At 66.8% G+C, this 12,271-nt stretch carries 10 protein-coding genes and 1 pseudogene; 8 read left to right on the top strand and 3 right to left on the bottom strand.

What is annotated here, in order from left to right:
* Positions 1 to 59: 59 nt before the first annotated feature.
* Positions 60 to 251, top strand: coding sequence for a helix-turn-helix domain-containing protein (locus IC40_RS0115605; RefSeq protein ID WP_023985727.1), 192 nt, complete (start codon positions 60 to 62; stop codon positions 249 to 251).
* A gap of 15 nt (positions 252 to 266) precedes the next feature.
* Here the strand turns inward: IC40_RS0115605 and IC40_RS0115600 are convergent, their stop codons facing one another.
* The gene (locus tag IC40_RS0115600; RefSeq protein ID WP_030135637.1) at positions 267 to 833 is read right to left on the bottom strand and encodes a TetR/AcrR family transcriptional regulator; all 567 of its coding nucleotides are present in this window, start codon (positions 831 to 833) and stop codon (positions 267 to 269) included.
* 29 nt (positions 834 to 862) lie between these two features.
* Positions 863 to 3,685 carry an aconitate hydratase AcnA gene (gene acnA, locus IC40_RS0115595; protein WP_090559057.1) on the bottom strand — a complete coding sequence of 941 codons (2,823 nt, stop codon included), beginning with the start codon at positions 3,683 to 3,685 and terminating at the stop codon, positions 863 to 865.
* Positions 3,686 to 3,892: 207 nt separating this feature from the next.
* Here acnA and IC40_RS0115590 point away from each other — a divergent pair, with 207 nt between their 5' ends.
* From IC40_RS0115590 to IC40_RS0115565, 6 genes are all read left to right on the top strand, one after another.
* Positions 3,893 to 4,426: an Rv1476 family membrane protein gene (locus IC40_RS0115590; RefSeq protein ID WP_036460849.1), complete on the top strand. Its 534-nt coding sequence runs from the start codon at positions 3,893 to 3,895 to the stop codon at positions 4,424 to 4,426.
* A 210-nt stretch (positions 4,427 to 4,636) separates the two neighbouring features.
* Positions 4,637 to 6,085, top strand: a complete 1,449-nt coding sequence (ripA, locus tag IC40_RS0115585; RefSeq protein WP_030135634.1) for an NlpC/P60 family peptidoglycan endopeptidase RipA — start codon at positions 4,637 to 4,639, stop codon at positions 6,083 to 6,085.
* Between the two features lie 88 nt (positions 6,086 to 6,173).
* A complete protein-coding gene (ripB, locus tag IC40_RS0115580; protein WP_042509803.1) occupies positions 6,174 to 6,824 on the top strand; it encodes an NlpC/P60 family peptidoglycan endopeptidase RipB in 651 nt (216 codons plus the stop codon).
* Positions 6,825 to 6,962: 138 nt separating this feature from the next.
* Complete coding sequence (gene moxR1, locus IC40_RS0115575; RefSeq protein WP_019513142.1) at positions 6,963 to 8,099, top strand: chaperone MoxR1; 1,137 nt, start codon at positions 6,963 to 6,965, stop codon at positions 8,097 to 8,099.
* Positions 8,096 to 9,046 carry a DUF58 domain-containing protein gene (locus IC40_RS0115570; protein ID WP_030135632.1) on the top strand — a complete coding sequence of 317 codons (951 nt, stop codon included), beginning with the start codon at positions 8,096 to 8,098 and terminating at the stop codon, positions 9,044 to 9,046. The genes moxR1 and IC40_RS0115570 overlap by 4 nt, the downstream gene beginning before the upstream one ends.
* A gap of 39 nt (positions 9,047 to 9,085) precedes the next feature.
* The gene (locus tag IC40_RS0115565; RefSeq protein ID WP_019513144.1) at positions 9,086 to 10,093 is read left to right on the top strand and encodes a VWA domain-containing protein; all 1,008 of its coding nucleotides are present in this window, start codon (positions 9,086 to 9,088) and stop codon (positions 10,091 to 10,093) included.
* Positions 10,094 to 10,099: 6 nt separating this feature from the next.
* Here the strand turns inward: IC40_RS0115565 and IC40_RS27305 are convergent.
* Positions 10,100 to 11,170 (bottom strand): annotated as a pseudogene (locus IC40_RS27305) (aldo/keto reductase); the annotation flags it as partial.
* Between the two features lie 142 nt (positions 11,171 to 11,312).
* Between IC40_RS27305 and IC40_RS0115555 the strand changes: the two are divergent.
* Positions 11,313 to 12,227, top strand: a complete 915-nt coding sequence (locus IC40_RS0115555) for an AraC family transcriptional regulator (RefSeq protein ID WP_199900919.1) — start codon at positions 11,313 to 11,315, stop codon at positions 12,225 to 12,227.
* The last annotated feature ends 44 nt before the right edge of the window (positions 12,228 to 12,271 follow it).

Below are 12,271 nucleotides of genomic sequence, written 5' to 3'. Positions count from 1 at the left end.
GTTTTGTCGGTTCCTAGTCTGGGTACCCGCGCACACGGATCGGGAGTGGGGAGAAATCGATGACTGAATCCGACAAGTCCCGTGAGCAGGTTCTGTCCGACTTGCGCAGCGCATACGAGCGCGGCGCAAGCATCAGGTCGCTGGTGGCGCAAACCGGTCGGTCCTACGGATCTGTGCACAGCATGCTGCGCGAGTCGGGTACCCGGATGCGCAGCCGGGGCGGACCCAATCATCGTCGACGGGCCAGCTGACCCCTCATCGGGGTCTCAGCGCGGCTGGCGAACCGAATCCTCGACGAGGTCCAGCACCGCGCTGAGGTTTTCGGTGTCCTCACCGGAGGCCAGCCGCGCCACGAGGCCGTCGAGCACGAGATCCAGGTAGGTCTGCAGCACGGCACCGGGGACATCGTCGCGTAGCCGCCCGGCCTGTTTCTGCTTACGCAGCCGCTCCGTGGTGGCCGCCGACAACTCGGCCGATCGCTCGGCCCAGCCCCGATGGAACGCCGGATCGTTGCGCAATTTTCGCGCGATCTCCAGACGCGTCACCAGCCAGTCGAACTGATCCGGCGCGGCGAGCAGGTCACGCATCACCTGGATGAGGCCTTCGCGGGCGGCCACATCGGCCATCCGCTCGGCATCCTCGCGTGCCAACTCGAAGAACAGGGTGTCCTTGTCCTTGAAGTGGTGGAAGATGGCGCCGCGCGACAGCCCGATGGTGTGTTCGAGCCGCCGCACGGTCGCCTTCTCATAGCCGTACTCGGCGAAGCAGCGCCGAGCGCCGTCGAGGATCTGGCGACGACGTGCCGCCAGATGGTCGTCGGTTACCCGTGGCACGGGTGGTACCCGTTACTTCTTCCGGTCTCCTAGTTCGCCTTGAGCATGTTGCGCAGCACGTACTGCAGGATGCCGCCGTTGCGGTAGTAGTCGGCCTCACCGGGGGTGTCGATACGCACCACCGCATCGAACTCGACCTTCGAACCATCCTCCTTGGTGGCGGTCACATGCACGGTCTTGGGCGTCTTGCCCTCGTTGAGCTCGGTGATGCCAGCGATGTCGAAGGTCTCGGTGCCGTCCAGCTTCAGGCTGGCGGCCGATTCTCCGGCCGGGAACTGCAGCGGGATGACACCCATGCCGATCAGGTTGGACCGGTGGATGCGCTCGAAGGACTCGGTGATGACCGCACGCACTCCGAGCAGCGAGGTGCCCTTGGCCGCCCAGTCCCGCGAGGACCCGGATCCGTACTCCTTACCGCCCAGCACGACAAGCGGGATACCGGCCTTCTGGTAGTTGACCGAGGCGTCGTAGATGAACGCCTGCGGCCCGCCATCCTGGGTGAAGTCTCGGGTGTAACCACCCGAGACGTCGTCGAGGAGCTGGTTCTTCAGACGGATGTTGGCGAAGGTGCCGCGGATCATCACCTCGTGGTTGCCGCGTCGGCTCCCCAGCGAGTTGTAGTCCTTGCGCTCGACGCCGTGGGCATCGAGGTACTGCGCCGCCGGGGTGCCCGGCTTGATCGCGCCGGCCGGGCTGATGTGGTCGGTGGTCACCGAATCGCCCAGCAGGGCAAGCACTCTGGCGCCGGAGATATCGCCGACGGGCTCCGGATCGGCGGGCATACCGTCGAAGTACGGGGCCTTGCGGACATAGGTCGACGCGTCGTCCCACTCGAAGGTGTTGCCCTCCGGGGTGGGCAGCGAACGCCACCGATCGTCACCCTTGAACACATCGGCGTAGGACTCGGTGAACATGTCCCGGTTGATCGAGGAGGCGATGGTCTCCTGGATCTCGGCCGACGTCGGCCAGATGTCTTTGAGGAACACGTCGTTACCGTCGTGATCCTGACCCAGCGGATCGGTCTCGAAATCGAAGTCCATGGTGCCCGCGATGCCGTAGGCGATGACCAACGGCGGGGAGGCCAGATAGTTCATCTTCACGTCGGGGGAGATGCGGCCCTCGAAGTTGCGGTTACCGGACAGCACCGCGGTCACCGACAGATCGTTGTCGTTGATGGCCGCCGAGATCTCGTCGGGCAGCGGGCCGGTGTTGCCGATGCAGGTGGTGCAACCGTAACCACCCAGGTAGTAGCCCAGCTTCTCCAGGTAGGGCCACAGGCCGGCCTTGTTGTAGTAGTCGGTGACCACCTGCGAGCCCGGCGCCATGTTGGTCTTGACCCACGGCTTCGAGGTCAGGCCCTTCTCGACGGCCTTCTTGGCCAGCAGTGCGGCACCGATCATGACCGACGGGTTGGAGGTGTTGGTGCATGAGGTGATTCCCGCGACGACGACGGCACCGTGATCGAGCACGAACTCGCCGCGCTCCTCGGAGCGCACGGTGACCGGCTTCGACGGGCGGCCCTCGGCGCCGTTGGAGGCGTTCGGGACCACCGCGCCGTCGTCGGCGAACGACAACGTCACCGAATCGCTTGCCGGGAAGGACTCTTCGATCGCCTCGTCGAGCTTGGTCTCGGGCGTGGGGTGGTTCTCTTCCACGTAGTTGTGGATGTCCTTGCGGAACGCGTTCTTGGCATCGGAGAGTTCGATGCGGTCCTGTGGGCGCTTCGGGCCGGAGATCGAGGGCACCACGGTCGACAGGTCGAGCTCCATGTACTCGGAGAAGACCGGCTCGGAGTCCGGGTTGTGCCACATGCCCTGTTCCTTGGCGTACGCCTCGACCAGCGCCAGCTGCTCCTCGGTACGCCCGGTCAGTCGCAGGTAGTTGATGGTCTCCTCATCGATGGGGAACATCGCCGCGGTGGAACCGAACTCGGGGCTCATATTGCCCAGGGTCGCGCGGTTGGCCAGCGGCACCTCGGCCACGCCCTTGCCGTAGAACTCGACGAACTTGCCCACCACGCCGTGCTTGCGCAGCATATCGGTGACGGTCAGCACGACGTCGGTGGCGGTGACGCCCGGCTTGATCTCGCCGGTCAGCTTGAAGCCGACGACGCGCGGGATGAGCATCGAGACGGGCTGGCCCAACATGGCGGCCTCAGCCTCGATACCGCCGACGCCCCAGCCCAGCACGCCCAGGCCGTTCTCCATCGTGGTGTGGCTGTCGGTGCCCACACAGGTGTCGGGGTAGGCAACCCCGTTGCGGGTCATGACCACGCGCGCCAGGTACTCGATGTTGACCTGGTGCACGATGCCGGTGCCGGGGGGGACGACCTTGAAGTCGTCGAAGGCGCCCTGACCCCACCGCAGGAACTGGTAGCGCTCGCCGTTGCGTTCGTACTCCAGCTCGACGTTGCGCTCGAAGGCGCCGGCATTGCCGAAGACGTCGAGGATGACGGAGTGGTCGATGACCATCTCGGCGGGGGAGAGCGGGTTGACCTTGTTCGGGTCGCCGCCGAGGGTCGCGACGGCCTCACGCATGGTGGCGAGGTCGACGATGCAGGGCACGCCGGTGAAGTCCTGCATCAGCACGCGGGCTGGGGTGAACTGGATCTCGATGCTCGGCTCGGCCGAGGGGTCCCAGTTCGCGATGGCCTCGATGTGTTCTTTGGTGATGTTCGCGCCGTCCTCGGTGCGCAGCAGGTTCTCCGCGAGCACCTTGAGGCTGTAGGGCAGTTTCTCGGTTCCGGGTACTGCGTCCAGACGATAGATCTCGTAACTGTTGTCCCCGACGGTCAGGGTGTCGCGGGCACCAAAAGAGTTCAAGGATGAATTGGCCGTGTTGTCGTTGCTCACATCAACTCCCGGTTAGATCCTGCCGGCGACGGGCTGTGTCGGCGGCATGCTGACCCTAACAGTACGCTTGTCCTGCAAGGCGGGGAGGGTCGGGTCCAGTCTTGTCCAGTCGTCGGCTCGATGCGAGCCCGTCGGGCAGATTTTCCCGACGTGCCGACCGGTGAGTCGGATGTTCGGGCGCTGCGTGCGCGGCGGTACGGTGCGGTGGTGACCGGACCGCACGTTGTGCCACATCTTCCCGCCTACATCCCACCGGGGATCGATATCAACCTGGTCAAGGATCAGGTGCGCGATGGTGGCGTGAGTGCCCCCGCCGGGGCTGATATCGCGGGTCTGCGCGAGGTGGTCTCGACGGCCAAGGCCGACGGGATCGACCTCAAGATCGTGGTCATCGACCAGAACCCGCCGATCGACACCCCGTTGCGCGATATCGCCACCGAGGTGGGGCAGGACTTCCCGGGATCGACCGTGCTGGCCATCAGCCCGTTCTATGCGGGCACCTACAGCCAGGAATTCGACAGGGTCACCCTGGAGGCCGGTCAGGATCTCGCGAAAACAGGCGATCCCGTGCAATCTTCGAAGAATTTCGTCACCGAGTTGCAGACCCCGGACTTTCCCTGGACGCCGTTTACCGCAGTCCTTGTGCTGGCCGTTGCCGCGGCCGCGGTTTTGACCCGTGTACTGCAGGTACGGGCCAGGCGAGCGGTTGCTGAAACTGCGCCTCCGGTGTCGGCGGAGTAACGCCACAACCCCTTTGTCGAATTCGAATATCACTATTCGATAACGCCTTTTCCAATTACATTCATGTAATTTGTGACTAAAGTTTCTTTAGGGCGTGATGTGACGTACGGTGCAAACAGTGTTTGGTGTTGCAGCTGTGGTTGATGTGACTGCTGACACTCATCCGCAGTGCCGTGTCGTCCGCGTTGAGCCCTAGGAGACCTGAGTCCCATGAGACGCACCCCAGGCGCCTCCGCGTCCCGTTTCTACGGACGGATCTGCGCAGTCCCGGTCACCGTCGGCCTGTTGTGCGCCGGCGTTCTCCCCGACGGTCCGATCGCCGCACCGATCGCGATCGCCGACCCGGCCAAGCCCGAGGGCATCGCGGCCCTGGTGGCCGCCGTCGCCGATGCCAACCAGAAGTTGCAGGATCTCGGCGCCGCCGTGCAGGTCCAGCAGGAGAGCGTCAACAAGGCACTGCTCGAGGTGCAGAACGCGCGCGACAACGCCGCCGCGGCGGCCGCCGAGGTCGAGGCGAGCCGACGGGGCGTCGACGACGCCAACACCGCCATCGCCGACGCGCAGCGCCGCGTCGACACGTACGCCGTGGCCGCCTATGTGAACGGTCCGTCGGCCTCCTATCTGACCGCCGCCGACCCCGACGCCGCCCTGCAGACCGCTGCCGCGGGGCAGGCGCTGGCCGCCAACTCCCAACAGGTGATGGGCGATCTGCAGAAGGCGCGGACCGAGCAGGTCAACCGCGAGTCCGCAGCGCGGTTGGCCAAGCAGAATGCCGACAAGGCCGCCGCCGACGCACAATCCAGTCAGGACGCCGCGGTCGCCAGCCTCACCCAGGCCCAGCAGACGTTCGGGTCCCAGCAGGAGGAGCTCGACCGGCTGACCGCCGAACGCGCTGCCGCACAGGCGAAACTCGACGCCGCCCGGCCGTTGGCGGCGCCCGCGGCGCCTGCCGCGACCGCGCCCACCGGACGTGCCCCGGCCGCGCCGGGTCCGGCCGCACCGGGCGCGGACTGGGATCGCGCCCCGGGCGGTGCGCCGGCACCGGCGCAGGCCAGCGAATGGGATCTGACATTGCCGGCCATCCCGAGCGCCTTCGTCAGCGGCGACCCGATCGCCATCATCAACGCGATCCTCGGGATCATGCAGACCTCGGCCCAGCTGACGGCCGACATGGGTCGCAATTTCCTGCAGAAGCTCGGCATCCTGCCCACCCCGACCGGTTTCACCAACAACGGGGCCATTCCCCGGGTGAACGGCCAGGCGGCGTCGGAGTACGTCATCAAGCGGGGGATGTCGCAGATCGGCGTGCCGTACTCCTGGGGCGGCGGCAATGCCGCGGGAAAGAGCAACGGTATCGACGGAGGCGCCGGCACAGTCGGTTTCGACTGCTCGGGTCTGGTGCTCTACGCCTTCGCCGGCGTCGGTATCAAGCTGCCGCACTACTCCGGGGCGCAGTACGACATGGGCCGCAAGATCCCGACCTCACAGATGCGCCGCGGCGATGTCCTGTTCTGGGGTCCCGGCGGCAGTCAGCACGTCGCGATCTACCTGGGCAACAACCAGATGCTCGAAGCCCCCTACACCGGTTCGACCGTCAAGATCTCGCCGGTACGCACCAGCGGGATGACCCCGTACGCCGTTCGTTACATCGAGTACTAGAAGCACTGACTACGTAGGGATTTCCTTGAACTCCACACGCTTTCGTACATTGACCCGGGTGCTGGCAGCACTGGCGGTGGCCGCCGCGATGGCCATCGGTGCCGCGGCGACCGCCACCGCCGACCCAGGCGAATGGGATCCGACCCTGCCCGCGCGCCCGAGCTCGGGCGCCCCAGGTGATCCGGTGGCCATCGCCAACGCCTCCTTCCAGGTCAGCAAGATCGCGCTGGAGACCACCCAGAGCCTCGGGTCCAAGTTCCTGCAGTCCATCGGCCTGGCACCCGCTCCGGCCGCCTCGACCGGCGGCCTGCTGCCCGGCGCCCGGGTGCGCGGCCCGCAGGCCATCGAATACGTGATCCGCCGTGGCGGATCGCAGATCGGCGTTCCGTACTCGTGGGGCGGCGGCACCCTGACCGGTCCCGGCCCGGGCGTCGACTACGACGACGGCAAGATCGGCTACGACTGCTCCGGATTCACCAGGTACGCGTTCGCCGGTGTCGGTGTGCAGATCCCCAAGTACTCCGGCGACCAGTACACCTCCGGCGGTCGCGCCATCTCTCCGTCGCAGGCCAAGCGCGGCGACCTGATCTTCTGGGGCCCGGGCGGCAGCCAGCACGTGGCCATCTATCTGGGTGGCGGGAAGATGCTGGAGGCCTCCGGTTCGGCGGGCAAGGTGACCGTCAGCCCGCTGCGCACGGCGGGCATGTCCCCGCACCTGGTGCGCGTCATCGAGTCCTGACCCACGCGGCACGCCGGGCGGGCGACGTCGACGGATTCCGGGCTGCCTGGAATAGTTGACGGCGGACGCCCGGCCAGCTCGGCGGTCGCCACCGAAGTCCAGCGAGTTTGTTGCAGATCGACCGTGGGAGGAAGCTAGATGACGTCACCGAGTGGGCCGCCGCAGGGCGCCGGAGGCTATCAAGGCCCGGCCCCGACGCAGGGCTACCCGCCCGGCACGCAGAGCGCACCGCCCGCGGGCTCCGGCCTGCAGCAGGAGGTGCACACCCTCGAACGCGCGATCTTCGAGGTCAAGCGCATCATCGTCGGTCAGGACCGCCTGGTCGAGCGCATGCTCGTCGGTCTGCTCGCCAAGGGGCACGTGCTGCTGGAAGGCGTACCCGGTGTGGCCAAAACCCTCGCCGTGGAGACCTTCGCCAAGGTGGTCGGCGGAACCTTCGCCCGCATCCAGTTCACCCCCGACCTGGTGCCCACCGATATCGTCGGTACCCGCATCTATCGGCAGGGCCAGGAGGAGTTCGATATCGAACTCGGTCCGGTGGTGGTCAACTTCCTGCTCGCCGACGAGATCAACCGCGCGCCCGCCAAGGTGCAGTCCGCGCTGCTGGAGGTCATGGCCGAGCGCAAGATCTCCATCGGCGGAAAGACCTTCCCGCTGCCGACGCCGTTCCTGGTGATGGCCACCCAGAACCCGATCGAGCAGGAGGGCGTGTACCAGCTGCCCGAGGCCCAGCGCGACCGCTTCCTGTTCAAACTCAACGTCGACTATCCCTCGCCGGAGGAAGAGCGCGAGATCATCTACCGGATGGGCGTGAAACCGCCTGAGCCCAAGCAGATCTTGAACACCGGTGACCTGCTGCGGTTGCAGGAGGTGGCCGCCAACAACTTCGTGCACCACGCGCTGGTCGATTACGTGGTGCGCATCGTGACCGCGACCCGTGAGCCGGAGAAGTTCGGCATGCCCGACGCCAAGGCCTGGATCGCCTACGGTGCCTCGCCGCGCGCCTCGCTCGGCATCATCTCGGCCTCGCGGGCCCTGGCGCTCGTGCGCGGCCGCGACTACGTGATCCCCCAGGATGTTGTCGAAGTGATCCCTGATGTGCTGCGGCACCGTCTGGTGCTCACCTACGACGCCCTGGCCGACGAGGTCTCGGCGGAGACCGTGATCAACCGGATCATGCAGACCGTCGGTCTGCCCCAGGTCAATGCCATTCCGCAGCAAGGTAACTCGGCGCCTCCCGGGGTTCCCGCCGCCGCGGCGGCCGGCGGTCGGTGACCGGGACCGGCAGGCGCGCGGTCGACCTGCCCTCGCTCAAGCGCGGCGAGATCCGCGACCCCGCACTGAGTGCGGCGCTGCGCAAACTCGAGCTCACGGTGCGCCGCAAACTCGACGGTGTGCTGCACGGTGATCATCTCGGTCTGATCCCCGGTCCCGGCTCGGAGCCGGGGGAGTCCCGGATGTATCAGCCCGGCGATGATGTCCGCCGGATGGACTGGTCGGTCACCGCGCGCACCACCCAGCCCCACGTGCGGCAGATGATCGCCGACCGCGAGCTGGAAACCTGGTTGGTCGTGGACGTCTCGTCCAGTCTGGACTTCGGCACCACCGGCTGCGAGAAGCGCGATCTCGCGGTCGCGGCGGCGGCGGCCATCACGTTCCTCAACAGCGGCGGTGGCAACCGGATCGGGGCGGTGATCTCCAACGGCGAGACGATGAAGCGGGTGCCAGCGCTGTCGGGCCGGTTGCATGAGCAGGAGTTGTTGCGCGCCATCGCGACAACACCGCAGGCGCCGCTGGGTGTGCGCGGTGACCTGGCCGGCGCCATCGACGCGCTGCGCCGCCCGGAGCGACGACGGGGGATGGCCGTCATCATCAGTGACTTCCTCGGACCGATCGACTGGATGCGGCCACTGCGGGCCATTTCGGGCCGCCATGAGGTGCTGGGCATCGAGATCATCGACCCTCGCGATGTCGAACTGCCCGATGTCGGCGATGTCGTCCTGCAGGACACCGAGTCCGGGGTGACCCGCGAATTCACGATCGACGAGAAACTGCGTGACGATTTCGCAAGGGCCTCGTCCGCGCACCGCGCCGAGGTCGCCCGCACCCTGCGGCGCTGCGATGCACCGCTGCTCACCTTGCGCACCGACGGGGACTGGATCGCCGACGTGGTGCGCTTCGTCGCGGACAGGCGTCGGGGTGCCATGGCGGGTGGGCGGTAGCGTGGGTGAGGCAAGCGATACTGAAATGACTAGGCACACATGACTTTGCCGTTGCTCGGGCCGATGAGCCTTTCGGGTTTCGAACACAAATGGTTCTTCTTGTTCCTGCTCGCGGTGCTGGGGCTGGTCGTCCTCTACATCGTGGTGCAGCGGGCGCGCAAACAGCGGATTCTGCGATTCGCCAACATGGAACTGCTGGAGCGGGTGGCGCCCAAGCAACCGAGCAGGTGGCGCCATCTGCCCGCCATCCTGCTGATCGCCGCGCTGACCCTGTTGACCGTCGCGATGGCCGGGCCGACCAATGACGTTCGCATCCCGCGCAACCGGGCCGTCGTCATGCTCGTCATCGACGTCTCGCAGTCCATGCGAGCCACCGATGTGGCGCCCAGCCGGCTGGTTGCCGCTCAGGAGGCGGCCAAGCAGTTCGCCGATCAGTTGACCCCCGGGATCAACCTCGGCCTCATCGCCTATGCAGGTACCGCGACGGTCCTGGTGTCCCCGACGACCAATCGCGAGGCCACCAAGAACGGGATCGACAAGTTGCAGCTGGCCGATCGCACCGCCACCGGCGAGGGCATCTTCACCGCATTGCAGGCGATCGCCACCGTCGGCGCGGTGATCGGCGGCGGTGACGAGCCCCCGCCCGCGCGCATCGTGCTGATGTCCGACGGCAAGGAGACGGTGCCGTCGAATCCGGACAACCCCAAGGGCGCATATACCGCCGCGCGCACCGCCAAGGACCAGGGTGTGCCGATCTCGACGGTGTCCTTCGGCACGCCGTATGGATATGTCGAGATCAACGAACAGCGCCAACCGGTTCCGGTCGATGACGAGATGCTGGCCAAGATCGCCGAACTCTCCGGGGGCGAGGCCTTCACCGCCTCCAGCCTGGAACAGCTCAAGGCGGTGTTCAGCTCGCTGCAGGAACAGATCGGCTACGAGACCATGAAGGGCGATGCCAGCGTCGGCTGGTTGCGTCTGGGCGCACTGGTGCTCGCGCTGGCGGCGCTGGCGGCGCTGCTGATCAACCGGCGCCTGCCCGGCTAGTAACGAACGGACGGTGCCCGCCGTCAGCGGCGGGTACTCACCCGAGCGGTGACCGTCGACCGTTGCGCCGGCGAACTGTAACGCGGTCAGCAGCTCGGGTTCCACCGCCGGGCGCAGATGGGGATCGGACGCCGCGTCCAGCCGCTGCAACTGGGCCTGCGTCAGCTCGATATCGAGCCCGGCCAGGTTGGTCCGCAGATGGTCGAGCCGACGTGCGCCGAGGATCGGCACGACGGTCCCGGGCCGGGCGCGCAGCCAGGCCAGCGCGACGGCGGCCGATGTGGTGCCGAGTTGTTCGGCGACCTCGTCGACCGCCTCGATGACGTCGAACTCGTCCTCGGTCGGACCGCCGACGAAGGTGGCACGTGCCGAGTCGTGGACCTGCGCCCCGCGGCGGTACTTGCCGGACAGGAAGCCGTTCTGCAGCGGGCTCCACGGCACCAGCGCCAGGCCCTGGTCGAGTGCGAGTGGGGCCACCTCGGCTTCGACCCCGCGGTTGAGCAGCGAGTAGCCGATCTGCAGGGCCACCAGCGGCGTCCAGCCCTGCAGCAGTGCCCGTGTCTGGGCTTGCGCGGTCACCCAGGCGGGGATGTTGGAGAACCCCAGGTACCGGATCTTGCCCGCGTGAACGAGGTCGTCGAGGGTGCGCATGGTCTCCTCGATCGGAGTGTGCCGGTCCCAGTTGTGCAACCAGTACAGGTCGATGTGGTCGGTGCGCAGCCGGCGCAGGCTCTCCTCGAGCTGGGTGATGATCGAGCGTCTGCCTGCGCCGCCACCGTTGGGGTCGCCGGGGAACATGTTGGTGAAGAACTTGGTGGCCAGAATGACACGATCGCGCCGGTCCGGGTGCGCGGCGAAGTAGTCACCGAGGATTTTCTCGGAGTGTCCGTTGGTGTAGAAGTTGGCGGTGTCGATGAAGTTGCCGCCGTGGTCGAGATAGCTGGAGATGATGGCCGAGGCTTCCTCGGGGCTGCAGCCGGCGCCGCCGGCATCTTCACCGAAGGTCATGGCGCCCAATGCGAATGGACTGACACGCAGGCCGGAACGGCCCAGGGTGACGTAATGGTCGAGCGACATCGGAGCTCTCCTTGATCGGGCTGGTGATTTCGCTTCTCATGCAACCGCGGCGGCCGGGCCCAGCGGTAGACCGATCCGATCTGATTCCTGCCTGATCCTCTCAACCATGGATGAATCGTGCTGTTCGTGATTCGCTGGGTACATGACACCCGAGACCACCGCGGCCATGCTGTCCGAGCTGCGCCGGTTGGTGGACACGCACGCGGTGGCGTCGATGACGACGACGATCGACGGGCTGCTGCTCTCCCGTGTCGACACGTCGGAGCCGGAGTACTCACTGACCGAGCCGCTGCTCGTGGTCATGGTGCAGGGCGCCAAGCGGATCCTGCTCGGTGACCAGATCTTCGATTACCGCAGCGGAGACATGCTCGTGGTGGCCGCTGAACTACCCGTGAGCGGGCACTTCGTCGGCGCCGATGCTCATACGCCGGCACTCGGTGTCGGCATCGTGCTGCGCCCGGCCGCGATCGCCGAACTGCTGCTCGCCGATCGTGGTCGGCACCATCCGGCAAACGTCGGCGGGCCGGCGGGCCCGGCCATGGCCAGCGGGCCTGCCGAGCCCGCACTCCTCGACGCGGTGCTGCGGCTGACCCGGTTGGTGGAGCATCCCGATGATGCCGCCGTGCTCGGTCCGCTCGTCGAAAAAGAGATCCTGTGGCGATTGCTCACCGGTCCGCACGGGGCACTGGTGGCCCGGATCGGCACCACCGGCGGGGTTTCGGCACACATCGACCGGACCATCCGCTGGCTTCGCGACAACTATGCCGAGCCACTGCGCATCGCCGACCTCGCGGTACTGGCCGGGATGAGTCCCTCGTCGTTTCACCGGCACTTCCGTGCCGTCACGTCGATGAGCCCGTTGCAGTTCCAGAAGAGGATCAGGCTTGCGCAGGCACGGGCGTTGCTTGCCGCCGATGCCGGTGATGTCGCCGGAGTCGGACACCTGGTGGGCTACGACAGCCCCACCCAGTTCAGCCGGGAATACCGCCGGATGTTCGGTGCGCCGCCGCGACGGGATGCGGCCCGGGGGAGTGCGCCCGCCCCGCTGCTGCCGTGATCGGCCATGATCGGCCATGGTGATGCGATTTCGGGACTGCGCAA

Source organism: Mycolicibacterium neoaurum ATCC 25795, from assembly GCF_000691525.1.
Lineage (GTDB): Bacteria > Actinomycetota > Actinomycetes > Mycobacteriales > Mycobacteriaceae > Mycobacterium > Mycobacterium neoaurum.
The sequence above is the reverse complement of the archived record's forward strand: the minus strand, read 5'-3'. Positions and strand labels throughout refer to the sequence as shown.

Excerpts from the sequence above, each read along its gene's own strand:
- ripA (WP_030135634.1), top strand. The coding sequence starts at position 4,637 with ATGAGACGCACCCCAGGCGCCTCCGCGTCCCGTTTCTACGGACGGATC.
- IC40_RS0115605 (WP_023985727.1), top strand. The coding sequence starts at position 60 with ATGACTGAATCCGACAAGTCCCGTGAGCAGGTTCTGTCCGACTTGCGC.
- moxR1 (WP_019513142.1), top strand. The coding sequence starts at position 6,963 with ATGACGTCACCGAGTGGGCCGCCGCAGGGCGCCGGAGGCTATCAAGGC.
- IC40_RS0115555 (WP_199900919.1), top strand. The coding sequence starts at position 11,313 with ATGACACCCGAGACCACCGCGGCCATGCTGTCCGAGCTGCGCCGGTTG.
- IC40_RS0115565 (WP_019513144.1), top strand. The coding sequence starts at position 9,086 with ATGACTTTGCCGTTGCTCGGGCCGATGAGCCTTTCGGGTTTCGAACAC.
- ripB (WP_042509803.1), top strand. The coding sequence starts at position 6,174 with ATGGCCATCGGTGCCGCGGCGACCGCCACCGCCGACCCAGGCGAATGG.